The organism is Demequina sp. NBRC 110053 (assembly GCF_002090095.1).
GTDB lineage: Bacteria > Actinomycetota > Actinomycetes > Actinomycetales > Demequinaceae > Demequina.
On sequence record NZ_BBRJ01000002.1, the window covers coordinates 1,919,669 to 1,944,819 of the forward strand.

The 25,151-nt window shown below is 67.2% G+C and carries 15 protein-coding genes; 4 read left to right on the forward strand and 11 right to left on the reverse strand.

Annotated features, from left to right (window positions below):
- The coding region (locus B7K22_RS09000) for an NAD(P)-binding protein (RefSeq protein WP_159448824.1) at positions 1 to 401 on the reverse strand (401 nt) is incomplete at its 3' end.
- A 206-nt stretch (positions 402 to 607) separates the two neighbouring features.
- Here B7K22_RS09000 and B7K22_RS09005 point away from each other — a divergent pair.
- The 3 genes from B7K22_RS09005 to B7K22_RS09020 all read left to right on the forward strand — a co-directional run bounded on the left by B7K22_RS09005 (position 608) and on the right by B7K22_RS09020 (position 3,696).
- The gene (locus B7K22_RS09005; RefSeq protein WP_084039568.1) at positions 608 to 1,807 is read left to right on the forward strand and encodes a DUF1611 domain-containing protein; all 1,200 of its coding nucleotides are present in this window, start codon (positions 608 to 610) and stop codon (positions 1,805 to 1,807) included.
- Entirely contained in the window at positions 1,804 to 2,889 is a 1,086-nt protein-coding gene (locus B7K22_RS09010; protein ID WP_084039569.1) for an alanine/ornithine racemase family PLP-dependent enzyme, read from the forward strand. Before B7K22_RS09005 ends, B7K22_RS09010 begins: the two co-directional genes overlap by 4 nt.
- Positions 2,890 to 3,273: 384 nt before the next feature.
- Positions 3,274 to 3,696 (forward strand): hypothetical protein, encoded by a 423-nt coding sequence (locus B7K22_RS09020; RefSeq protein WP_144276328.1) that lies wholly within the window; start codon positions 3,274 to 3,276, stop codon positions 3,694 to 3,696.
- Positions 3,697 to 3,790: 94 nt separating this feature from the next.
- Here the strand turns inward: B7K22_RS09020 and B7K22_RS09025 are convergent, their stop codons facing one another.
- The 4 genes from B7K22_RS09025 to B7K22_RS12405 form a co-directional block, all read right to left on the reverse strand.
- Positions 3,791 to 4,240, reverse strand: coding sequence for a BLUF domain-containing protein (locus B7K22_RS09025; RefSeq protein ID WP_084039572.1), 450 nt, complete (start codon positions 4,238 to 4,240; stop codon positions 3,791 to 3,793).
- Positions 4,237 to 4,455, reverse strand: coding sequence for a hypothetical protein (locus B7K22_RS09030; RefSeq protein ID WP_084039573.1), 219 nt, complete (start codon positions 4,453 to 4,455; stop codon positions 4,237 to 4,239). Before B7K22_RS09030 ends, B7K22_RS09025 begins: the two co-directional genes overlap by 4 nt.
- Before the next feature lie 380 nt (positions 4,456 to 4,835).
- Positions 4,836 to 6,026, reverse strand: coding sequence for an RtcB family protein (locus B7K22_RS09035; protein ID WP_084039574.1), 1,191 nt, complete (start codon positions 6,024 to 6,026; stop codon positions 4,836 to 4,838).
- A 219-nt stretch (positions 6,027 to 6,245) separates the two neighbouring features.
- Positions 6,246 to 6,371 carry a hypothetical protein gene (locus B7K22_RS12405; RefSeq protein ID WP_255372172.1) on the reverse strand — a complete coding sequence of 42 codons (126 nt, stop codon included), beginning with the start codon at positions 6,369 to 6,371 and terminating at the stop codon, positions 6,246 to 6,248.
- A gap of 546 nt (positions 6,372 to 6,917) precedes the next feature.
- On the opposite strand from B7K22_RS12405, the gene B7K22_RS09040 reads away from it, so the two are divergent.
- Complete coding sequence (locus tag B7K22_RS09040; RefSeq protein WP_084039575.1) at positions 6,918 to 8,762, forward strand: DUF262 domain-containing protein; 1,845 nt, start codon at positions 6,918 to 6,920, stop codon at positions 8,760 to 8,762.
- A gap of 472 nt (positions 8,763 to 9,234) precedes the next feature.
- On the opposite strand, the gene B7K22_RS09045 is transcribed toward B7K22_RS09040, so the two are convergent.
- The 6 genes from B7K22_RS09045 to drmD form a co-directional block, all read right to left on the reverse strand.
- Entirely contained in the window at positions 9,235 to 11,328 is a 2,094-nt protein-coding gene (locus B7K22_RS09045) for an ATP-binding protein (RefSeq protein WP_084039576.1), read from the reverse strand.
- A 118-nt stretch (positions 11,329 to 11,446) separates the two neighbouring features.
- Positions 11,447 to 12,148 carry a DISARM system phospholipase D-like protein DrmC gene (gene drmC / locus B7K22_RS09050; protein ID WP_084039577.1) on the reverse strand — a complete coding sequence of 234 codons (702 nt, stop codon included), beginning with the start codon at positions 12,146 to 12,148 and terminating at the stop codon, positions 11,447 to 11,449.
- On the reverse strand, positions 12,148 to 14,244 hold the full coding sequence (gene drmB / locus B7K22_RS09055) for a DUF1998 domain-containing protein (RefSeq protein WP_200807384.1): 2,097 nt from the start codon (positions 14,242 to 14,244) through the stop codon (positions 12,148 to 12,150). The genes drmC and drmB overlap by 1 nt, the downstream gene beginning before the upstream one ends.
- Positions 14,241 to 17,942: a DISARM system helicase DrmA gene (gene drmA / locus B7K22_RS09060; protein WP_084039578.1), complete on the reverse strand. Its 3,702-nt coding sequence runs from the start codon at positions 17,940 to 17,942 to the stop codon at positions 14,241 to 14,243. Before drmA ends, drmB begins: the two co-directional genes overlap by 4 nt.
- A complete protein-coding gene (locus B7K22_RS09065; RefSeq protein WP_084039579.1) occupies positions 17,942 to 21,943 on the reverse strand; it encodes an Eco57I restriction-modification methylase domain-containing protein in 4,002 nt (1,333 codons plus the stop codon). Before B7K22_RS09065 ends, drmA begins: the two co-directional genes overlap by 1 nt.
- The gene (gene drmD, locus B7K22_RS09070) at positions 21,933 to 25,091 is read right to left on the reverse strand and encodes a DISARM system SNF2-like helicase DrmD (RefSeq protein WP_255372180.1); all 3,159 of its coding nucleotides are present in this window, start codon (positions 25,089 to 25,091) and stop codon (positions 21,933 to 21,935) included. Before drmD ends, B7K22_RS09065 begins: the two co-directional genes overlap by 11 nt.
- Between the last annotated feature and the right edge of the window lie 60 nt (positions 25,092 to 25,151).

A 25,151-nucleotide genomic window follows, 5' to 3' on the forward strand; every position in this document is an offset into this window, starting at 1 on the left:
ACGTTGGTGTGGGTCGAGGTGGTGCCGTCAGCGAAGGTGGCCTCGTAGGCGCCGTTCCGCGTCGGGACGATGCGCTCGACAGTGGTGCCGGTCCGTACGGCCTCGGTGAGGCCGTAGTGGTCGGCGAAGGCTTTGAGGTAGGCGAGGATCTGCCGGTGGTGCGGATAGTCGGGGTACTCGTCCGGCATGGGAAAGCCGGAGAAGCCCGAGAGCGTCTTGGAGCTGATGAAGTGCGCCGAGTCGTACATGGGCGAGCCGGGGTTGTCGATGTCCCACAGCCCGCCGATCGCGTCGTGGCGCTCGACGTGGGCGTAGGGCAGGTCGTGCTCGCGCAGGGCTCTCGCGGCGGCCAGGCCCGCGGGGCCGGCACCGATGATCAGGGTGTCGCCAGTTGCCGCCATGCATGGTCCTCTCGACGCTGAGACTGACCGACATCGTACGGTGTGCCCATCCATGCGCCGGGCAGCGCGCGGCGGGTCAGGGAGTGCCGGCGCGCAGGAGTATGCTGAGACTCCACCCTTCTTAGTGGGGACCACTCGTTGACACCGGCCTCCTGGCCGGAACGATCCCGTCGCCTCCTCTGAGCACCGACTCGAGGACGTTCCCCATGTCTGGCTTCACCTCACCTGTTCCTGGCCTTCCTGCGCCTACGCTCGTCGACGCGAGACCTTCTGCCGTCGTGTACTGCGAAGGCAACTTCGCGGGCATCGATGGCAAGACCGCGAATGGCCTGGTGCGCTCGAGCGAGCGCTACCGCATCGTCGCCGTGATCGACAGCACGTGCGACAGTGCCGATGCGGGGGTCGCCCTGGGCGGGCAGCACGCCGGCATCCCCGTGGTCGCCACGCTCAACGCGGCACTTGCCGTCGTAGCGCGAGACTCGGCGGACATCTTCGCCGCCGCCGCGCGTCCCGACGTGTTCATATTCGGCCTCGCGCCGCTGTCCGGGCTGATGTCCGACGGGGATCGCGATGCGGTGCTGGAGGCGATCGACGAGGGGCTCGACATCGTCTCCGGGCTGCACGAGTTCCTTGCCGACGACGTGGAGATTGCGCTCGCGGCCGACGTAGCGGGCGTGACGCTGCACGACGTGCGCCGGCCGCGCCCCACCAAGGATCTGCGCATGTTCGACGGCGCAATCGACACCGTGGACTGCGTGCGGATCGCGGTGCTCGGCACGGACGGCGCGATCGGCAAGCGGACCACGTGCACCATCCTCACCGAGGCGCTCAACGCCGCGGGCATCCCCACCGTCATGGTCGGGACGGGCCAGACCGGGCTCATGCAGGGTGCGGCCTACGGCGTGGCGCTCGACGCGATCCCCGCTCAGTTCGGGGTGGGCGAGCTCGAGGGCGCCGTGCTCGCCGCGTGGGAGGCCGAGCGGCCGCGAGTCATCGTCATCGAGGGGCAGGGCGCGCTGAGCCACCCTGCATACCTCAGCTCGACGGTGGTGCTGCGGGCCGCTCGGCCGCACGGCGTGATCCTGCAGCACGCTCCCGCGCGCACGGTGCTGAGCGACTACCCGGACGTGGCGATGCCCACGGCTGGCAGCGAGGTCGCGTTGATCGAGATGTTCGGGCGCACCCGTGTGGTGGGCATGACCATCAACCACGAGGACATGACCGACGTCGAGGTGAGCGCAGCCGTCGCTCTGCACGAAGCGCAGCTAGATCTGCCGGTCACCGACGCGCTGTGGCGCGACCCGAGCGAGCTGGTGGTGATGGTCACGGGAGCGTTCCCTGCGCTGATGGGCGAGCACGTCGCGACTGGTACCGACATGGCTGGTCCCATCGTGGCGACCGCGTGATATCACCGCGGATCGAGGTCGACCTCAGCGCGATCGAGCACAACGCGCGGGTGCTCGTGACGCGCCTGGCGCGCCGCGGCATCTCCGTCACCGGGGTCACCAAGGCGACGCTCGGCTCCCCCGACATCGCCAAGGCGATGATCCGCGGGGGAGTGACGCGCATCGCCGACTCCCGGATCGACAACCTCGAGGCGCTGCGCGACGCGGGGGTACGCGTGCCGCTGACGCTGCTCCGGGCGCCCGCGCCGCAGTGGGCCGACCGCGCCGTCGCCTGTGCGACGTCGAGCCTGGTCTCGGACGCCGACGTGGTCGACGCGCTCTCCGCGGCCGCCGGCAAGCGCGCGATCACCCACGGCGTGGTCTTTATGGTCGAGCTCGGGGACCTGCGCGAGGGCGTCATGGTCGCGGACCTCGTGGACGTCGCGCGGCGCGTGTCCCGCACCAGGCATGTGACGCTCGCGGGCATCGGGACCAACCTCGCGTGCCGCAGTGGGGTGGTTCCGGGAGACGACCAGATGAAGGAGCTCTCCGCGCTCGCCACCACGATCGGCATCCGGTTCGGGGTGAGTGCGCCCCTCGTGAGCGGCGGCAACTCCGCAAACCTCACGTGGGCGCTCGGGCGAGCGCCCGTGGGCAAGGTCAACGACCTGCGGCTGGGCGAGGCGATCCTGCTGGGCATCGACCCGCTCACGCGCACGCCTATCGAAGGTCTGCGACAGGACGCGTTCTGCGTGGTCGCGCCGGTCATCGAGTCTCTCGAGAAGCCCACGGAGCCGTGGGGGCTGCGCGGCCAGGGGGCGTTCGGTGCCGTGGCGGCGTCGCGCTCGCGCGGCACCATCGTTCAGACTCTCGTCGCTCTCGGGCGCCAGGACGTGGACCCGGACGGCGTGACACCGCCCGTGGGCTTCCACGTGCTGGGCGCGAGCAGCGACCACCTGGTCCTCGAGACGCCCGCCCGCGTCGCCGCCGGCACCGAGGTGCGCTTCGCCGTGAACTACTCCGCGCTGCTGCGCGCGATGACGTCGCCGTTCGTCGCCGAGAGGCTGGTCCACCTGCCTGCGGGGGTGGCCGCCGGTTCCTAACCTCACGGGCGGGGCGTCACCCAGCCGCGCGGAGTCCGAACGCCACTGAACTCGGCGAGGGGCGTGCGACTGAGGCAGTGCGCCGACTCATACATGGGCGAGTCGGGATGGTCGGTGTCCCCCAGCCGGCGAATGGCGCTGTGGCGCTCGACGTGGGTGGAGGGCATCCCGTGCTCGCGCAGGGCTCGAGCGGCGGCAAGGCCCGCGGGGCCGGCGCGGATGATCAGCGTGCCGCCTAGTGCGGCTGGCTGCGTCGCCATCCGTCCTCCTTCTCAGCGTTGAGATTGGGACTGAGTGCAGGGGAGGGTCATGGAGCCGAGCGCGCGGTTGAGCCGCTCGAATCCAGGGGTGTCGTGATCATTGAGTCGCGCTAGCGTGCTGCTCATGAGCAAAGTGCGTGCGCCGCTCCTCGGGGTAGCCCTCGTCGTGGCAGTGCTCAGCCTTGGCGCCTGCGGTTCTGAGGGTGTCGCTGTGCCGCCAGGCTCGGACGCCTTGCAGAGCTGCGACATCCAAAGGATCGACGTGGTCGACCTTGCCGTGATGGGCAAGCCGGGCTGCGACCTCGAAGGCTCGTCCCTGATCTTCCCGGACGGTTCGACAGTGGAGATCGAGGCCGTGGGGATCTCGAGTGGGTTCTCTACCAGCAGCGTCGAGGGTGTCGAGTTCTACTACGGGAACTGGGGCCTGCCGGGTGTCAGCGCGTCCGTCGTCGAGAACGGTCGGCTAGTCGATCTGTGGGCGAGCACGGCCGAGGCGTACGAGTTGGAGCAGGCACTGCTGCGCCTCGGCGGGATTGAGACGGATTAGGTCGGCAGCCATCGCCTGCGAGTAGCTGAGGAGGCGACCGGACTCACGCCACGGCGAAGGCCGTCGAGTGAGAGCTTCGAGCCCGTACCAACCGTCAGCCGTGCGCGCCGGAACGCAGGCGGAACCACATGCTGAGGGCCTGCGTCGCATGCATGACCTCGTGGGGTTCGGTGGCGTTGTCAAGGTCGTCGAAGGCATCGCGGAAGCCCTCGGGCGGCGGTCCGGTGGGCTCCCGCATGGGCTCGAAACCCATGGTCCAGTCGGCGAACTGTCGCGACGTGCTCGCACCGTCGATGAGTACGCGAAGCTCATTGTGGCGCGAATCCTTGTCAATGCGTGCCAGCAGTGCGCGCACGCGTTCTTTGTCGCCCTCGAGAAACTGCACGAAGCGACCGGCGCGGTACAGCAGCAAGCCGGTGATGTTCTCCCTCTCGTTGAAGGCGCGAGCGGTGGCCAGGATGTCAGCGAGGTCGTCATCGTCCATGTGACGCGTGGCCGTGCTGGAGTAGACCACCGAATAGATAGGTGTGGCTTCAGAGGTCATGCGCTGGCCGCCTCCGTGGAGTGGGCGATCACCGCGGACATTGCGGCGTCGAGGGTGGGGTACGAGCCGATGAGCTGCGTGTGGGCATCGTGGGCCGCGTAGCCCTCGCCATCCCTGTCGATGCACCCGAGGAAGGCTCCGGGGGTGCTGGCGACGTGGAAGTCCTGCTCCACGCGGGACCAGACGACCTGGTTAGCGTCCTCCGGGGACTGCATGGGAATCGACTCCTTTGGTGATGTCCCGTCACAGTAGCTGACGAGTCCGACGCGGTGGTATGCCACGGCATGGTGCCTCGCGCCGCGGGCGCCGCATGGCGAGAGGTAGAACTCACTAGAGGCGCTGGCCATTCCTCCGCCTGCGTGCCTCACGCGGGGGAGGTGGACAGGCCCGTTGTTTGGACCACCAGGAGGAGGCGGCCGGTGCCGGCGTGACACTTCCGACGCCCGCGCTCAGGGTAGGCGCCCCCATCACGTTCCCCCTCGTGGTGCCGCCCCGCCTCAACCTGGTCGAAGCGGGAGAGCAGGGGTACGTGCACGAGGCGTGGTGACCGCGGCTCGCACCCCCAGGCTGGATTGCCGGAGGGTGCGAGCCCGCGTCAGTCGCCCTTCACGTTCACGAGCTGCCGCAGCGTGTGCTGGATCTCGACCAGGTCGGCCGCGTCGGCCATGACCTGATCGATGTCCTTGTACGCCGCCGGGATCTCGTCGATGAAGGCGTCCGTGTCCCGGTACTCGATGCCCACCATGGAGGCCCGGAGGTCGTCCTGGGTGAACGTCCTCCGCGCGCTGGACCGAGAGTAGACCCGGCCCGCTCCGTGGGGAGACGAGTGCAGCGCGACGGCGTTGCCCAGGCCGGTGACCACGTACGACGCCGTGCCCATCGATCCGGGGATCAGCCCCCACTCGCCGTCGTGAGCGGCGATGGCGCCCTTCCGGGACACCCAGACCTCCTTGCCCCAGTGCCTCTCCTTGGCGGAGAAGTTGTGGTGGCAGTTGATCCGCTGCTGCTCATCGACCGTGACCTCCGTGCCCGTCGCGGCGGACATCCACCGCTCGAACTGGTCGACCACCCGGTCCATCATCTCCTCCCGGTTGGCCAGGGCGTACGCCTGCGCCCAGAGCAGATCCGCGATGTACTCGTCGAACTCAGGGGTGTCCTCGACCAGGTAGGCGAGGTCCTTGTCCGGCAAAGTCACCCAGTACCGCGACATCACGGTGTGGGCCACCGCGATGTGGTGCTGAGCGATCCGGTTGCCCACGCCCCGCGACCCGGAGTGCAGGAAGAACCAGATCCGGCCGGCCTCGTCGGCGCTCACCTCGATGAAGTGGTTGCCCGACCCGAGCGAGCCGAGCTGCAGCCGCCAGTGCCGAGAGGGCCCGTCGATCCGCGCCAGCTGCTCGTCGGTGGCGAGGGCCTCGAGGGCCTTGACCCGCGTCTGAGCCGTGTCGCGCATCGTCCGGTTCCTGCCGCCGGCGCTGAGGGGGATGGCCCGCTCGATCTGCTGCCGCAGGTCCGCGAGGTCCTTGCCCTCCAGGTCGCCCTGGGTGAACTGGGTCCTCACCGCGATCATGCCGCATCCGATGTCGACCCCCACGGCCGCCGGGATGATGGCTCCCAGCGTGGGGATCACCGAACCGACGGTCGCGCCGAGGCCCAGGTGGGCATCGGGCATGAGCGCCAGGTGCGGGTGGATGAACGGCATGGTCGAGGTGGTGATCGCCTGCTGCTTGGTCTGGGGATCCAGGATGGATGCCCAGTTCAGAAGCCGAGCGTTCAGCTTCTCCATGATTCGTGCCTTTCTGTGTGGTGATGGTGATGGAGGTGTCGGCCGGGTCCAGTGGAGCCGGTCCGACGTCGTGGCGAGCAGGCGTGCGCGCGCACGAGAATGGCGGTGCTGAAGAGGAGTCACGCTGCGGCCGGACGGCAGGCAGGTGGCCTGCGGCTCAGCGGCGCGTGTCGCCCGGCGCCGCCATGTGGGCCCACGGTCGTGTGGGCACAGCGATGGTCAGCGCGTGGGCTGATTGTCCTCTCGACGCGACACCTGGAAGCGCGGTTCGAGCGCTTGGTCGCGGAGAGGATAGGCGTGCAGGAAGAAGCCGGCGGTGGCCGAGCTCGTGGCATCGAAGCTCATGGCGGCGTCCTTCCTGTGCTGGGCGGCGCCGGACGTTCCGGCGCACGAGCATGGGACTGTACTCCCGTACCTGGGGTTTCGGCAAGGGATTGCTGCGGGCCGATGCGGTGGTTGCGTGGGCGGGGAGGTTGCGGACCTGGTGCGGTGTTGCTCTCTCATTGCGTGCCACAGCACTCATGCATTGACAGTTACGGGGACGGTGGTCCCGATCTCGACGATGCGGTGTTGCGCGTCGGCGCGTGCAAGTGCGCCAATCCCGCGGCCCGGGTACTTCAGACTGGCCCCGAGTTGGGCGATCGAGATCGAGGGCGCCGGGTGCCGCCCTCAGAACTCCGCGCCGCGCGAGGGTCTTGTGCAATGGGCTGCCAAGGAATAGAAGCACGCGGTCTCGTCGGCGAGCCGGGCAAGCCCGATATGGAGCAGCCGCTGGCGGGGCTTACATTCGCACCCCCGCGGGGCGGCCCACGTCGCGGAGTGTACTTGGGCAAATCATGTCCCGGGCGTGGGAAGGTGGGACACGGCAAACACTCATGAGGGGCTTACAACGTGCACGCGAAGACATGGTCGCTGGGTGAGATTCTGAAGCCCGAGCGGCGCTACATCATTCCAACCTTCCAGCGCAGCTATGAGTGGACTCGGGACGCTCAGTGGGAGCTGCTCTTCGAAGACCTGGCGTCGACGGCCAGTCGACTCTTCGATGTGAGGGAGTTCGCCGAGCGCACCGAGGCCGTGCCGGACGAGGAGCGAGTAGCGCCGCACTTTCTGGGAGCCGTGGTGTGTGACACCTTGCCCTTCCCCGCAGGCGGGGTGGCGCTCCGGTCCGTGATCGATGGGCAGCAGCGCCTGACGACTGTTCAACTACTGATCCGTGGCTTGTTGGACGTTGTTCTTGAGGGCGACCAGACCGGCGCGCTGCGCGGCAAGGCGAAGGCGCTGCGCAAGATGATCTCCAACGACGAGGACAGCGGTGCTGTCCCTGAGGATGTCTACAAGTTGTGGCCCCGTCGCGACGACCGCGCTTACTGGCCCGCGCTGATGGAAGATGCGGTTCCTGCCTACCGTCGACATGATCACCCGTATCTGTTGGCACGGGAGTACTTCGCGCACGCGACCCGGGAGTACCTGGAAGACTTCGACGGCGACACTCGGGATCAGCGTCTGCGCGCGCTCGTGGACGCTGTTGACACGTTGTTCCAGATTGTTGTCATCGATCTCGACAAGAACGACGACGCACAGGTCATCTTCGAGGTCCTCAATGGTCGGCAGACCAAGCTGTCCGCCTCGGACCTAGTCAAGAACCTCATCTTCCTGCGAGCGGAGTTTGCCCGAACCGAACAGCTTGAGGCTGTCTACGACCTCTACTGGTCGCAGTTCGACGATGCCTGGTGGAAGGAGCGCGTCGGTACTGGACATGCGCAACGTGGTCGCCGCGACGTACTTCTCTCAGTGTGGCTCACCGCTACCACTGGCAGCGAGGTGACGGTAGGGAACCTGTACTCCGAGGTCCGGCGCTACCTCGATACCAGAAAGCCACAGACGGAGGCACTGCTTCGTGACCTGAGCCAGTTCGCACAGGCATATCGAGAGGTCTACGGCGCGCTCGCTGTGTCCGATGTACGCCTACGAACGGCCTATTCCCGGCTGGTCGAACTGGGAATTCTCACCGCGGTCCCGCTGCTCGCGTGGTTGCGAACTCTGCCGGAGGACCAGCTCTCGCTGGCGGACCAACGGACCGCTGTTCTTGCCGTGGAGTCCTTCACCGTGCGCCGGATGATTGGCAATTGGGCGACCCGCAACTACGGCGCGACTTTCGTCAGAGCGTTAAAGAACGCGAAAGACGCCGCGCCGGGCGAGATCGCGGTCGCGATCGTCGACGCGCTTGAGTCTGCTGGATGGCCGTCCGATGCAGAGCTCGGCGACGCGCTTCGCACCTCGAATTTCTTCAGGCTCGCCGCTTTCAGGAAGAGACTTGTCCTTGGAGCGCTCGACGACCGAATGCGCGCCGACGACCGGAAGCAGGCGCCAGCCGTGATCGACTACGGGAGGCTTCAAGTCGAACACATCCTTCCGCAAGCGTGGAAGGAGCACTGGCCCCTCCCGGCCGAGCTGGACGAGGTGGAGAGGCTTCATGCTTCGTCTGAACGAGACCTCGCGCTCAATCGCATAGGCAACCTCACGCTCGTGACGCAGCACTTCAATGGCTCCGTGTCGAACTTGGGGTGGGACCACAAACGTCCAGAATTTGCGAAGCAAAGCTCGGTGATGCTCAATGTCCCGATTGCCGCCGAGGTGGCATGGTCCGAAGAGAGTATTCGTGCACGAGGTGAGGTGCTCTCGGAGGTTGCGGCACGTGTCTGGCCCCGCCCCGAGGGATTGCTCGGCGGGAGCTAGGCGCCGAGTTGGCTGGAGACCGGCGCTTGGCTCTTCTATGTCGGTACTCGCGATCCAAACGCGGCTCGGCCGCCGCTCTGCCCGTCGCGACAAAGACGTGGCTCACCTTCGCTCCCGAAGCCGTGCGCACGTGGGTGCGGTGCTGGCCGTCACGCGTCCATCGCGTGAAGAGGTGCCCCGGCATGTCGGTACCAGATCGCGCGCGGCGAGCGGCCCGCCGCGACTCCGCAGACCGGCCCAGCGCCGAGCGTCGTCGAGTGCGTCACCAAGAGTGAGATGGACCGACTGCTGGTGCACCACGTCGAGCAAGTTCAGACGGAGGTCTCGACGGGCTGGGGTGACATCGGCGTTCTCGCGTCGTCCGGGTGGGTTGGCGAGCGGTTAGCCGATGCGCTCAAGAGGGCTGGCATCCCGGTCGTCGACTTCGTCTTATACGCCGGGGCCCCGGTGGACGTTCTCAAGGTCGGCACGGTTACGAACCGCGCGCGGTGTCGCGCTTGTACGTATCGAGGTAGGCGTCGACCTCGGGCTCGACGAGGAGGTGCCACTGCGCGGCGATATCGGGATCGAAGTAGTCCTCGGGAGTTGAGCCGTCTGCGTTCATCTCGACTTCCGTGGGAAGTAGCGCGGTGGAGAAGGGTGCAATCAGATCGCTGCCTGCGATGGCGCGGCCGCGATTCAAGTGTTCGACCATGGGGTTGAGGACGCCGGCGACGATGTAGTTGTGGAGCGTGGCCGTCAGTTCTATTGAGTCGCCGACGATCATTGAGAGCTCAGGCCGGCCGTTCGTCAAGAAAGCGGGAATCGAATCGAATTCCATGTTGAGCTTGAGGTAGTCGCCGACGGCCCGGGTGGCCCAGCCCGCTCCTCCCTCAAACAAGCAGAATTCGCTCGCTCGAAAGTGCTTGCTGGTCAGGTAGAAGACGAGCGTGTTGGCGCTCGTGATGCACTCCTTGATGACGATGCCGAGCGCACGGTCATCGAGCACCTGTGCTGTCTCGCCGGGCCGAGACGTGAAGAAGATCTCGTCAGGCGTTGCTCCGCGCGTCCGGAGCGCCTCGTCGATGAAACGCGCGAATGGCAGGTCGTCCGTCGAGTGTGAGATGAAGACCCTGTAGTCCCGCTTCACCGCGACGTCGCCCTCGATCTTATTCACGATCACGGTTTGCAGCTCGGCGCGGGTCTCCTCTGGGATCTCCCGGTGGCGTGCGAGATCCACTTCTAGTTGGTCTGAGAACTGTTGCTTGGCGAGCCCGTCGGCACGCTGCTTCGCTGCCTTAGCTTGCTGGGACATCTCGGTGGCGATTCGGTCGCGTTTGTTGATCAGGCCGAGGACGATCGGGCGCACGAGACCGCGCAAGAGCGTCACTCGGAGATCCGTCTGATCGAAGTCCTGGCGGTTCGACGTAGCGATGTCATCGAAGGTGTCGTCGTCGAGCAGGTCGAATGAGATCTCGCCCTCGATGTAGTTGATGTAGGTGCCGGTGATGCCGAGTTGTCCGAGAAGATGCTCGCTCGCGAGCTTGTCGCGAACGTAGACGCGGAGTTGAGCCGGATTGTAGAACTTGTTCTTCTCAAAACGGGGGTCGTTCTTCTGTGCCTCCTCGCTCACAATCGTGGCGTGGACGCCGATCCAGCCGGTCAGAGCGTACGGTCGGCCATGATACGTGCGGCTCTCTCGGTCCACCGACCCGGCAAGCTCCTGCAGTGCCTCGGCCTGGATGTCCTCTGCCGAGAGGATTGAGACGCGCTGTGTAACGATGTGCTCCCCGTCGGGCAGATCCCTCGCCGGCACTCGTACATGGGGAGGAACGGTTTCGAAGTGCGCGGGGACGAGATTGGGCTCGTCGAAGTTTGTGACGATCTCGACCAGGTTCCCGAATGCCACTTGCTTGCGGACCGGCTCGTAGTCAGGTGTGTCGCCGTCGGCAGTCTGCACCCAGAGGACTATCTGTGGCGCCGCGCTCTCCGGCAGCAGGAACTGGTTGGCGAGGCGTGACCCGAGTGCCCTGATCGCTCGTGGGCCGTAGCCGGTGAGGTCGACGTCGATAAGGGTTAGCCGAGTGCCTGAGTCGAGGCCCGACCATAGTGCGTCGTTCGGTGTCGAGTGCAGGCTGACTGTCGTTGCCAAAGCGGGGAAATCATCATCCGCGATCGCGTCCTCGCGCGCGTCAAGTTCCCACTCGGAACTTCCGTCAGCGTGCTTGGTAGCGAGGTAGAAGTGCTGCGTGAGGTAGAGAGCTGCAAGTTTGCCTATCCCCTTGCGGCCCTTCACTTTGGGTGCTGGCACAGGCCCCGCGGTCGCTTGGTGCTCTCGCTTGTTGAACCCGACTTTGACGTAGGTCTTGATGTCTTCGCGACTCATGCCAGAGCCATCGTCGATGACTTCGATCGTTGCTGAAGCTTTGTCCCTTGCGTCTAGATACACGTAAACTATTCGGGCACCCGCGTCGAGCCCATTCGCGGCGAGCTCGGATAGCGCCGACCAGGGGTTCGAGTAGAGATTTCGGCCAAGTAGCTTCAGCGCTAGCCAGTTGAAAGTAAACGGCTCCTGATCTGCTGCCATTTCTTACCCACGTCCCCTCAGCATGCAGGCATTATGTCGTCGGCACGGTCGCCGATCAAGGACCGCGGGCAGTCTTGACCGTCAGCGCAGAAGGAGCCCGCTGAGGCGACGCGTGACGTCAGAGGCTCGCGAGCGAACCCGAGCCCTGCAGAGCGGTGAAGCGTTGCCGCATCTGCGATGCGAACGTGGCGTCGTGTATCAGTACACCGGTCTCGAGATTGCGTTCCGCGCCTGCCTTCGAGAGGTTGGCGCTAGTGACGAAGGCACTGCGTGAATCGACGACGACAACCTTGGAATGTTGTACGCCATACTGCCCACCTGACGGGACATACGTCCAGAACTGGGCCCCAGAAAGCTTGTCTCTGAGCATCGCGGCTGTCTGGCCACCGTTGACCGATGAATCGACGAGCAAAGTTGTAGGAACCCCTCTAGCAACGGCGCGCCAAAGCGCGTCCACGAAGGCAGAGTCTCGCGTAGCAGAGAACGTCGAAGCGAACACGTCCTCGGAAGCACTATCGATGAGATGTGCAAGCGCCGATGTCGTATGGTCACCGTCTCCGTCGAACGTCGGACCGCTCCATACGGCGCGGATGTCGGTGCTGTTCGCATCGGCAGCGGCCGCGAAGCCCCGTAGGATCCCCGCGAGCGCCACCGCGCCTACGGTCTCGAACGCAGCCCCAAGAGCGGGAACCGCAGGCGAGTCGGCCGCCAGCTTCGCCGCCGCCTTCGAGAGCCGTCCGTCGATCTCAAGCCCCGACGCGATCCTGACCGCCAGCGCAGGCGACAGCGCTGACGCGAGCTCGACGAACGGGTCCGCCATCAGCCGGCGCTTACCGTCACGCCCGCCAGCAGCGCCTTCACATCGAGAGATCCGCCATGCAAGCCGAGCACGAACCGCCGGTCGAGGAACCGGTTGGCGCGCTCGCACGACGTCTCGGACAGGAACGCGCAAAAGTGGCAGGCCGCGCCGTGGAGGAAGTCCTCCTGCCCCTTCGGCACGCGGTGAGCGCAGATCGGGTCCGACGAGCACCGCTGAGCTCGATGCAACCCATCCAGCATCACGCCCTCAAGCCGTTCCGTCCGTGCGAGATCGACAAGACCGCCGAGCGTGCCCTCGCTGTCGGGCGATGTCGTCGTGATGAGGATGCCTGCCGCAGGGGCGCGACCCTCCGATGCGCGCCAAGCGTAGAGGCGCTCCGACAGGGACGCGGAGCCGTAGCCGCTGGACATGGCCATCTCGCGGATCAGCAGGTGCGACAGCGTGTGCAGAGCCCAGTAACGCGGTGGTGGCATGCGTTCGTCGGCATCGAGCACGACCGCGGTACGGCTCTGGCGGCGGGCGAGGTTCCGCTCGTGCGCGGCACAGTGCGCGGCCCACACATCGCTGGTGAGCACGCCCGCCTCCCACGCCTCGACGCGCTGCTCGTCGAACCTCAGGAACACGCCCTCGCCGCGATCCTCGGTCGCCGGCACCCACGTCGGCTTGCCGGAGAGCGCGATCGGCGCAATACGCGTCGCGTCATCGCCGACCCGGTCGAGCGCGTCGATGCGCGTGAAGCCGATGAACGCGTTGGCCTTGCGGATGCGGTCGACGGCGACTACTTCGCCGAGGATCGGTCCGAGGGACGATGCGACGGGGACAGGGTGGACCTTGAAGCCGTTGCGCGGGTCCTCGGCGAGGAACTCCGTAGGGTGGGTCAGGCTCTCCCACTCGGGGGCGAGGAGGTAGTTCGGGTCGTATCCGACGGGACTGGCGGGCGCCGGTGCGACCGGTGGGATGTCTCCGCGCGCGATCTGGATCGCCGTCCAGAGGTCTTCGTCAGAGACTCCGTCGAACTTGCCGGTCATGGCCTTGAGGCCGAACTTGCGCCAGGCCTTCATGTCGTCGGGCGACTGGAGATCGGCCAGCTGCGCCGGCGGCAGGCCGAGGACCTCGGTGACGATGTCCGCCGGCTGGGGCTCCTTGCGCGACGGCAGCACGAGCACACTGACCGTCGCGGGGAACCATTGGTTGGCGGCGCCGAGCAGCATGAGCCGCACCTCGCCCGTGCACGGGTTGTCGGCCGATGCATAGGATGGAAGGTGCGGGTGCCGGCCACGGCAGTTAGGGAGCGAGTCCTCGCCGCCGGCACGCGTCAGCTCCGCGACGTTGCGCCGCGCCTTGCAGTTGACGCACTGGATCGACACCTGCGGTCCGAGGTTGGAGCGCCATTCGAGCATCCGCATCTTTGGCTGCGCGACGCACTCCTGACGATGCTTGTCGGCGCCGTGTACCCAGTCAACGTAGGGGAACTCGTCGAGATGCCCGTTGGTGCAGGCGATGAGGTAGCGCGCGGGCACGGCGACGCGGGCACGGGCCTTCTGCGTGGACTGCCCCTGCTTGTTCGGTCGCCCCTTGCACCCGCGGTGAATGAAGCGCGCGAGGTCGGGGCGGTGCTTGCGGGTGTTCTCGAACTCGAACGCGTTCGCCGCGACGGGCGCGAGCAGGTCGCAGCCGGTACACCGGAGCCACTGTGGGAAGATGCGAGTGGGGATGCCGATCGGCGTGGTGTCGCCACCGAGCTCGTCCGGGAGCCACGGCGGCTGGCGCAGCTCGCCGACCTGGTTGCCGAGCTGTCGGCGTACGGCCTCAAGTAGGCGCGGAACCAGCACGAGCGGGGGCTCGCCTCCCAGACGGGCGTACGCCTTGTCCCACGAGTCGATGCCCTGGGGCATTACCGCGATCTGAGGCAGGTCGACGGTGGCGCCGATGCCCGAGGTGAACAGCATCGCGTTCGGTCGGATGGAGCCCACCCGCGCACGGTTCTTCGGCTCACCCCCGCCCGCATAGGGATCAGCGACGTCGCCGGCGATTCCTACGCCAGGGTCGGCGACCGCATCGGCCGCGCTTGTCGCGAAGATGTTCGTCTCGGTCACTTCGCATCCTTCTTCGCGGTGAACGTCCACTGCGGCGTGGCGGCGGTCGGCGGTTCGGCGAGCTTGCCCGGGAACGGCGACACCAGCAGGTCGATCTCCGGCTGCACCTCGCGCATGGAGTTGGCGACCTGGAACAGGCGGTCGCCCTCCTCGCCGAGCGTGTCCTCGGGGCTCACGAGCAGCGGCGTGACGTGCTGCTGCGGCAGCGACTTCTTCACGTAGGTGAGCGCGCCCTGCAGGGCGGTCGCCTGGTCGGTCCACTTGTCGAGCCGCAGCACGAGCTTGCTCTTCATAGTCGTAGCTGCATTCGCGTCCTCGTCTCCGGCCGCCACCGCGACGCGGGCGACGAGCCTGTCGACGAGCGCGTCGATCGCCGCACGCCGGGAGACGATGCGCCCCGCACCCGCATTGGCGTCGGGGGAGAGCGACACGGCGCTCGCCTGGGTGGATTCGAGCACGCGAGCCGCGGACACAATGAGTCCGGTGAGGCCGCGCTCAAGCGCGGCCTCGGAGAACGGCGTGACCGACAGCGCCTCCACGTTCGCGTAGAACGTGTCGTGATAGTGCTCGAACTGCTCATAGTGGGCCATGTCGCGAGGTCGCGCGCGGTTGGCGAGCGTCACGACCAGGCCCGGCTTGGCGCCGTCACGACCGACGCGGGAGGAGGCCTGGATGTACTCGGCGGTGTTCTTTGGCTGCCCGACGATCATCATCAGTCCGAGCCGCGGCACGTCCACACCCACCTGGAGCATCGACGTGGCGAGCACGACGTCGTAGGGGAGCTCACGGTCGGGAAGCTTCTCGCCTGCCTGGAGCTTGGCGCCGATCGCCCTGCGCCCGACAGTGGTGTCGGACTCGGCCTCGAAGGGGGATGCGAGGTGGGTGAGGGTCTTGCCGATCTCGGACGAGGAGATGCGTGAGGTGAGCTCACCGAGCTTGAGCGGGGTCCGTCGGCGCGGGTACTCGCTCGCCCTGTCGCGGTTGCTGACGCGGGTGGTGACGTCGTCCTCGAGGTAGCGGCGCATGCCCGCGAGCTCGCGGGTGGCCGAGAAGTAATCGACGAGGGTCATGTACGGCTCGGCAGCGGCGCCGTGCTCGTCGAATAGTTTCTGGCCGGCGAGCAGGAGGATCTCGCTGAGACGGATCTCCGCGAGCGTCAGCCGCGCCCCGTGCAGGCACACGCCCAGGTAGCGGCGCCCGGGCGCATCGTCCAGCGACACTTCCTTGGAGAAGAAGGTGTCGCTCACGCTGAGCACCTGCGGCGGGAACACCTCGACCTCACGCGCGTACAGGCGCTGCACCTGCTCGGCGGCCTTGCGGACCGTTGCCGTCGACGCGATCACCAGCGGCTTGACCGCCTTCGCGTCGCCGGCCGCGCCGAGCTCCCAGCTCGACAGGACGTCGATCGCGCCCTCGAAGAGGCCGACCGCAGTGCCGAGCGCGCCGGTGATGAGGTGGAGCTCGTCCTGGATGATGAGGTCTGGCGGGCGGAGCCGTCCGATGGGAGCGACCTGCGTCCGGGGATAGGTGCGTCCGTTGGCCGTCGTGGTGTTGTGGGAGTCGGCGCCGCAGACGGTGCTGTCGGTGTCCAGGTGCTTGTAGCCGTGGCGCGGGCACTTCTTGGCCACGTAGCCGAACAGGCTGGCGGCCTCGCCCTCGCGGGCCAGGCGCGCGAACTTATCGACGGTCGCGAGCAAGAACGTCGGCGGGTGGCGGTAGATCTCGTCGTCGACGGTGAGCACCGGGAGACCGACCTGTGCCGAGCCGCCCGCGGAGAACGGGCAGCGGCCGCGCCGGTCGCCGCAGTAGACGCGGATGCGCTTCTCGACGTTGTCGGCCTCGACGTTCGACCTCGGGTTGATCGCCGTGCCGCACCACGGGCAGTGGTCGAACTGCAGGACCGTGAGCCCGAAGGCGGAGTTGCCGTCGCTCTCGCGCACGTCCTTCACCTGCTTGGCCGCCTCCGAGTACCGCTTCGGGCTGACGCTCGAACCGACCCACAGACCGATGCTGAAGGGCGCCTCGCCCCACGTGCCCGGATCTTCGCGCCGTACGAGCTCCGCCGCGCACATCAGCGTGGTGGCACGCAGGAACTGCTGGGACGTGAGCAGGCGCAGCGTGTACCGCATGAGCACCGCGACGCCGTCGCCGCCGTCGAGGAGCCCCTCCGGGGTCTCGACCTTGCCTTGGAGGCGGCGGATGCCGAAGGTGAAGGCAGCAAGGCCCAGGTAGGCCTCGGTCTTTCCACCACCGGTGGGGAAGAACAGCAGCTCGGCACGCGCGAAGTCGGTCGAACGGCGCACGTGCGTGGGGTCGACCACGGAGGGCAGCTGCATGAGGATGAACGCGAGCTGGAAGGCGCGCCAGGAGGCAGCCTTGTCGCCGCGAGCGTCCACCTCGGCCACCGCCTCGGCGATCGACAGCTCCTTCTGCTCGATGCGTACGGCCGCGACTTGCGACCTGAGCCGCTGGTCACGCATTGTCCGGTTCATGAACTGGAACGCCTTCTGGGCCTGGGAGTTCTCGACCAGCAGGTCGAGCCCTGTGCGCAGGCGCGTGAGCGCGAAGGCTCCGTCCTCAAGCCCGATGCGGCCCTGCTCCTGGAGCCACTCCGGCAGCTCGGCGTTCTCAACCTCGCGCTCGCCCAACCAGGTCGCGTACCCGTCCACCAGGGGGGTGAGCCCGGCCTTGAGATCAGCGGGCGTGGCGTCCATGAGTGCGCGCATGCTGAGCACAGCGCCGGGCACCGCAGGTGCCTGGGTCTGAGGGACCTCGGCGGTGGGCAGCCACGTGGTCCGAACGGCGGTCGCGCGGCGGGGATCGTCGGCGGAGACGTCCCACTCGACGGATGCGGTGCGCCCGACCGCGAACTCAAGGTGGTCGCGATAGAGCAGGTCGAGGCGACGCACCTCGGGGTCGCGCGAGGCGCGGTCGGCGACCATGGCGTCGCGGGCTGGCAAGAAGACGTCAATGCCGTCGGGCGCCGTGACCTCGAGCTCGGCCTGGAACAGCCAGAGCTTCGGTGGGAGCTCGATCCCGGTGACCGCGATGTTGAGCAGCGCCGCCTCGATGACCCGGTGCCCTTCGTGGTCGAAGACCTCGATGTCGATCGCCACGTCGTCGTCGACCTCGCGCCTTACCGATTCGCCGTTGGAGACCAGCGAGACATCGATCTCGGCGGTCGTCGCGAACGGCTTGCGGTCGTAGAAGGTCTGGGTCTTGCCCTGGTCATCCGCCTCCCGGCGCGAGGTGTATCTGCCCCACCGCGCGGTGAGCCGGAGCGTCCCCGTGCCAGCCGGCACCTGGAACCGCAGCCCCATGGACGACGGCGCGATGATCTTCGACTCCGGCCCGCGATCCTCGTCGGGCTCGTGGGGCGTTGCCTCGCTGATGGACTCGTCCTCGTCGGAGGGCACTCCCTGGACCTCGTGCGCGACGGTGAGGTCCGTCACCGCGAGGGATTCGTCCGAGCGAACGTCGTCAAGCCCCGCCGAATCAGTTTCGGAAGGGGACGATGCGGGCATCGCGCCGCCGTCGAGAAGCGAGATCGGCGCGAGTGCGCCCGCGAGGTAGCGGGCGCGAGGCGTGCCGACGATGGTCTCGTCGGGCCCGTCCCACGGACCGACGAGGTCGCGGGCGATCAGGTCACCGAGCTCGTCGCGCACCTGCGCGGATGTAGTGGCAGGGGAGGCGTCCACTAGAACATTGCTCCTTCGGGCTTCGCGGTGTCGCCGAGGCTCTTGCCGCGCTTCGGCTTCTTGGCGGGTGCGGACTCGGCCTCAAGCTTCGCGCGACGGTGATTCTCCTCAAGGAGGCGGTCGAGAATCTCGACCCGCGCCGCCGGACTGACAGTCCAGCGCTCCATCTGGCGATATGTGTGGAAACCGTGGTCCAGTGGGATATCGGACCAGCCGTATGCCTCCATGACGGCGTTGTCGACCTGGACATGGCGCGACCGAAGAAGGTCCATGTCCGAGTCGCCATGCAAATCCGCCGCGTTCAACATGTTGTAGAGAGGCGTGAGTGCGATGCCTCGCCGCGTCATGATTTCGTGCCGCTCACGGTCGAGCTGCGAGCCGGCCTCACGCATTCCACTTGTGTTCTGCGGGCGGGGCAGCGTCTCGAACACATCTGACGGTGTGTACCTGAGCCCTGCGCCGAGTGTGGACGAGTTTCGAATTGCCCATAGCTGGTGCGGCGCTGATGACAGGAATGCTAGGTCCGCAGGGTCATCGGTAGCGAAGACACAGACACCATGGCTGAACACCTGTTCGCTCGGAACCATGCGTGGCATGACGGAGTTGCTCACGATCGTCATAGCCGCTACCTCCTCGAGTCCGTCGATGGCCTCGTAGAGCGCCACTGCTCGTCGCTCAAACTGCCACCAGATCTCTTGTTGGCGCGGTTTGTTCGTCAGCCCGCGGCGATACGGCTCGACATGCTCGCGAATGTGAGCGTAAGCCGCCGTGGCTCCCCTCGCCGCCGATTCCGGAAGGTTGCCGAAGTCAATGACCCACTCTTGCGCCTCTGTTGGCACTTGCTGACTGAGCGCCTCGCCTGTCATATAGCGTTTGACGAACACCTGGGAGGTTGGATCGTGGCGCATGGCCGATGCGTCGGCCTCATCTTCGAGCACGAACCCAGCGCCATTGAGGTATGAACCGACAAACGCAAGGGCTGCGGACTGCGCGAGACGGATCGGCATTCCCGATACGCGGCCCGCGGGCTCTAGCTGGGTAGTAATTGCGTGCGCGACGATTCCATCGATGTTCACTCGCGCAAGAATGGGCTTCGGGGTAATCCATATCGCCGCATAGTCGAGCGAAGCACTTGCGGCAGGCCAGGGCTTGCTTCGAATCCCCCGGTAGATGCTCCACGGCCCGACTGTCAACTGGTCCAGCGAGACTTCGCGCGTGTCACCCTGGCTGATGGTGTTCGTGGTCACCAGACCGATCGTCGAATCGGGCCGCGCGAGCTGGCCAGCCCGCAGCACAAAGTACGAAACAAGGTCTGCGTGGCCCTTCCTTCCACCGCCAACCACCGCGGCGACATATTCGCGGAAGGGCGCTCCAAACGCGGGCGACATCTTCTTGCCGCCCAAGAAGGGCGGGTTGCCGATGACGGCATCGAAGCCGCCGTGCGTGTGAATCACATCCGGAGCCTCAAGGATCCAGTGCAGCGGCTTCCAGCGCGCTTCGCCGGTGTCGACGGTCGGCGTGAGGCCGCGGTCGATGATCGCATCGAGCTTCGATCGATCGGGCTCGATGGCGTCGCCCTCCGGATAGGCGGTGCGAAGAGCATCGGCAAGCATGACGAACTTGTCATCGAGCTTGGCGCCCGGCTTACCGCCCTCCATGAGCCCAGCGGCGATGATGCCATTGGCGACGTCGCGCAGCTTCGCGGTGACCTGCTCGGCTTGCGTTAGGAGCGCCTGCTTCGCCTTGGTCGACCGCATGCGATCCGCATCGTCAACCTGGCCCGACGAGAGCTCCCGCCGGATGCGTGCCGCATCGTCCAGATCCCTGTCCACGTCGAGCTGCAGGATCGATCCCTGACGTCGTCGCTCGGGGTAGATGTGCTGGGCGCGCAGCTGCGCCTCGGTCGTGACGCCGAGGAGCGAGTTCCCGTGAAACACGCGGTCGTCGACGAACGAGAACGGCTTTCCCGGGTCCATCGAGATGAGCCAAAGCGAGAGCTTGCACATCTCGACGGCCATGCCGTTGATGTCGGCGCCGTATAGGCAGCGTGCGACCACCTCGCGCACGGCCCAGCGCTTGAGATCGGACTCGCTGTCGACGACGAGGCCTTCGTTCGCGCGCGCCTCGATCAGCCGATCGGCGAGGTATCTGGCGGCGGCGACAAGGAACGCGCCGGATCCTGCGGCGATGTCGGCGATCTTGAGGTCGAGGATTTCGGCCGACGACTTGAGCTTCCACTCACTGATGTTCTCAGTGTCGAGAGGACCGGGGGAGTAGACGAGGGGCTGCAGCGCGTGCAGCACCACCTGCTCCGCGAGTGATCGGGGCGTGTAGTGGGTGCCGGTGTTTGCGCGCTGCGGCGACTCGGTCATCACGAGGCCACCGGCGGGAACCACGTACGGGAAACCGCGTAGGTCGTTGCGGATGAGACCGTGGAACGGCTGAAGTCGGCCCGCGAGCTCATCGTCGCCGAGGAGGGCGTGCCTCAGGCGCGTGCGCGCATCGGCCGCCGCATCCGCATCGTCCGCCGCGTACGCTTTGGCGATCTGGTTCGCCGTATTGGGCTTCGACTGCTCCTGGGTCTTCTTCAGGTGCTCGACCAGGCTCTTCGCGAAGTCGGCGGGGGCGGCGGCGTCGGCCGCGATCTCCTCAAGCTCGGCAAGCGCGATCTCGGGCTCAAACCCCGCCTTGCCCTGCAGGCCGACGGTGACCTCCGGCACGTACGCGGCGGAGTAGCCGAGCAGGCCCTCGTACACGTAGCCGATCTGCTCGACGTCGAGGTCGCGGAACGACAGCTGCATCGCGCCGTCCTCGATGGTCTGCACGGCACGCAGGACCGCGAGCATGGCTCGGTCCGTGAGTCGCACGCGGAGCTGCCCTCGTGAATCGGTCGCGTGGAGCCAGGGGAACCGGGCCGGATCGAAGAGGGACCCGCCATAGGCCGGCATCCGCATGTCCTGGAACGACGCCCCGCCGAAGACGGCGTTGCTCGCCGCGAGCAGCCGATGCCAGGTCTCCCAGGAGTGGTCGAGAGCCTCGACCGAGGTCGATGTCGCCTCGCGCTGGAGTGCCTCGCGGACGGTCGAGATCGAGTAGGACGATCGGAAGAGCTCGTGTTCGGGCAGCAGGCCACGCTCCTCGGCGAAGAGGAGGAAGACGATGCGCATGAGGACTGTGACCGCACCCTCGTAGGCCGCCTTCGGGTCCTCGGGGAGCGGAGACGGCTCGCCCTGGGCGAGCGCACGCAGGTGCGTGTCGGACATCGATTGCAGCACGAGCTCGACGGCGCGGCGCACCTGGTCGCCGAGCGCCTCGGTGATCTCCTCGGCGCTCGCGACGCTCTTCTCGAACAGGAGCGGAAGTCGCTTCTCGGGCGCGCCGCCGGCGATCGAGGCGTAGCTCGCGAGGGCGAGGAACGCGTCGCGGCTCGGCCGCTCCTCCCGCCACAGGAGTGCGTCCCACACGCCGCTCGCGGCCGTGGCGTCCTTGGTTGCGGACACAAGCGCCCACCAGCGGCCGTCGGTGACGATGCCGATGCTCACGCCCGTCTCGCGGAGCAACACTGCCATGCGGTCGATGGCGTTCGCCGACCAGCCGTCGGTGCCGGTGGATCGCAGGTCCTCGGTGCGGTCAACGACGGTGACCAGCGCCGCCGGTCCGTTGTCGCCGGCCAGGGCCGCCCACGGTCGAACAGTTACCGCGCCGTTGGGTGACTCGGCGGCCAGACCCTCGGGCGAGAGGGCCAGGTCGTCCGACCAGTCGAGCAGGGTGCGGAGGACCGCCTCGACCCATCGGTCGCGCGCGGCAGTGTACGTGTCCGTGCTCGACGACCATGCGGCGGTCCACCGGGTGAACTCGTCCACGAAGGTCGCGTTGACATCATCCGTGGTCGCGTCGGGCTTCGGGAGCCCGGAGGGATGGAACGACTTGAGGGCTGCCTTCGACAGGAAGGGCCCGTCGCTGTCGATCAGAGACAGCCACTCCCACGGATCAACGGGCACCGGCGGCCTCCAGCTTCTCGGCGTCTTCAGGGGTCAGGGCGAACACGAGCGCGGCGACGAAGGTGTGCGCCTTCACGTCGCGGTAGCGACGGTCGACGGCGTCGCGTTCGACATGAAGTTCATCAGCGAGGTGTGACAATCGGGTCCGGACGCGTGCGAGATCGCGCTCACGCTGCTGCTTCTCCTCCGGAAGCTGGAACAGCAGCTCCTCGCCTACCTCGCGCGCCTGCTCGGCTGCAGCGAGCGTGCCCTCAAGGGTCGATCGGAAGCGCGTGAAGATCTCTTCGACCGCAGAGAGATCCGCACCGCGGCGTGCAGTGAGGTCCGCGTCCACGTCTGCCTGGAGCCGCTCGGCTCGCCGGTTGATGGCCGTGATGACGCGGCTGCGGATGCCGTCGGTGTCGCCGGCCTGCGTGGTCCAGTCCGCCGCGAGGTTTGCGAGCACCCGTGACCCCGGCTGCGTCAGCCGGGCGCCATCGAGCGCTGACGCGAGAAGCGCCTCGGCGGTCTCCATGCCGAGCTCCTGACGGCGCGACAGGCGCGTGCCCGCGAGGAAGACCTCCTCGTGCAGGCGTGTGCCGCCCTCGCCGACGAGGACGAGGCGCGCGACTCCCGCGGCGAACGACTGGTCGAGGCCGTCAACGACGACGGCGCTGACACCACGGATCTGGTCGGTGCGTGTCCACACCTGGCCACGCAACTCACGCGCGGCGCGCTGGATCAGGGGGTGGCCGAGGTGCGCGTAGACCACGTCGGTCTGGTGTCGAGCGCGCTGCTCGTCGAACGTGATGGGGCGAAGGACTCCCGGTGCGAGGCGCGTGTCGAGACCTGCGAGCGCGGGAACCCAGGTCTTCGAGAGCCCCGACGGCACCTCGAACAGGCGGGCCTCCTCGCGGGGGTCGTAGACCTCGACGAGCTGCGGCTGTCCGGAGACGCGGAGCCCCTGCTCGAAGACGCGGAGCAGGTTGCCCTCATGGAGGTGCATCCTGTCCCGCGAGTCCTTGAGGCGCTCGGCAAGGCGGGTGAGGTTGCGCCCCAGGGTGTGTTCCGCCTGGAGGACGCGGTTGATGACCTGACCGCCTGCATCGGCCTGCGACTTGCGCGCGGGTCCCTCGCCGAACCCAAGCTCGCGCTGGAGGTCGGGCGCGATGATCTCGTTCGCGGAGACACCATCGTGCTCAGAGTTCGCGATCTTGCTCGCGAGCCGCGCGAGCAGGTCATTGTCCTTCGCGTAGTCGGTGGTGTTGTCCTTGCTGGCGCGCGGGTGCCACACCAGCGGAGTCTCCTCCTGCCCGTAGCGGTCGATGCGGCCGATGCGCTGCTCGAGCCGGTTCGGGTTGAACGGGATGTCGAAGCTCACCAGGCGGTGGCAATAGGTCTGGAGGTCGATGCCCTCACCTGCGGCGTCGGTCGCCAAGAGGATGCGGACGGGCTCATCGCGCGGGGGAGCGGTGAAGCGTGCGCGGATCTCCTCGCGCGTCTCGGCGTCGGTCGAGCCGTCGATGATCGCCAGGCGGTCGCCACCGAGCCCACGCGACTGGAGCACGTCGCGCAGCCACTCCAACGTGGTGACGTACTCGGTGAACACGACGATCCGTTCGTTACCCCAGCCGAAGCCCGGGATGTGGAGCTCACCCTCGATCAAGTTGAGGAGCGAGTCGAGCTTCGAGTCGGGCTGGCCGTCGTATCCGTTGCCCCATGCGATGAGCTCTTCGAGGTCGGAGATGTCCTCGTTGGTCAGCGCGACTTGGGCTCGCTTCGCGCTGCGAAGCGCCTCGAACTCGGGCTGCTCCTCGCGGCCCTCTTCCTCGTCGGAGGCCTCGTCGCCCAGCACATCGTCATAGTCGGGAAGCTGGACGTCCGCGTCGCCGCGCGCCTTGAGGTAGGCGGCTGCCGTCGCGGCGAAGGCTACGGGCGAGGAGAAGAAGCGCTTTTTGAGGATCACCGTGGCGAGGTCGAGCGCGCGCTTGCCGCGCTCCTGCTGGACCGCGCCGTTGCGGCGGCGCGTGAACGCGATCAGGCGCTCGTAGGCTTCCGACTCGTCGGCGGAGGGATCGAACCACAGGGGCTTGACCTCACGGAGCCGGAAGCCCTCGTCGGGCAGGTCGCGCTTGAGGCGGCGCACCGCCACCTGCTTGAGGGCCTGCTCGTCGAGGTCGGCGCCGCGGGCGAAGCGCTGCGGGTCGATCATCTCAAGCAGCGCGGTGAAGGACTCCGTGTAGCCGTTGTGCGGGGTCGCGCTGAGGAACAGGCGGTGCTCGCACAGCTCGGCGAGTCGGCGGACCGCAATGGTGCGCTGGCTGTCGACGGCGTATCGCGCCTTGTCGGCGCCTGCGCGGCTCGGCGTCGCGGGGGCGACGTGGTGCGCCTCGTCGACCACGAGGATGTCGAACGCACGGCGCTCGGCGGTGCGCGCATCGTTCACGCTCGCGTAGACCTCCTCGAGCAAGCGCTCGGCGCGAGGGGAGGGCAGCCACGACATCGACACGATGACGCGCGGGTAGACGCGGAAGGGGTTGGCGTGCACGCCGAAGGTGCGGCGGAACGTCTTCATTGTCTCGGAGTTGACGATCTCGAAGTGGAGGCCGAACTTGTCGCGCAGTTCCTCTTGCCACTTGATCACAAGACCGGCGGGGCAGAGGACGATGGACGAGCGGGCGCGGTGGCGCAGGAGGAGCTCCTGGATGACGAGGCCTGCCTCGATGGTCTTGCCGAGGCCCACGTCGTCGGCGAGGAGTATGTTCGCGCGGGGGGAGTCGATCGCGCGGCGGAGGGGCTCAAGCTGGTAGGCCTCGACGGAGGCGCTGCTGCGGAACGGCGCCTGCAGCGTCTTGGGGTCGGCGCTGGTGAGCGCGCCCCAGCGCAGGGCGTCGACGTAAGCGGCGAAGGTGGTGGGGTCGTCGAACTGGTCGGCCTGTAGCTCGGTCGGGAGTCCCTGCTCGTGGATGACGCTCCGGCCCGGCTCGAGTTCCCAGATGACGGAGAGCTCGCGGCCGTAGTGGTCCTCCTCGACCGACTGCATCGTCACCGCGTGCTGGAGCTCGGCGCGGCCGTCGTCGGCGCTGCTGCGGGGCAGCGACTGTGCCGTCACGTCGGTCACCGTCCATCGTGCGCCGCGCACGTTGACCAGGCTGCCGATCTCAGGCACTTCGTTGGTGCGCGTGGTTGCGTCATCCGTCGCGATCGAACTCGTCGTCAAGTTCCTTGC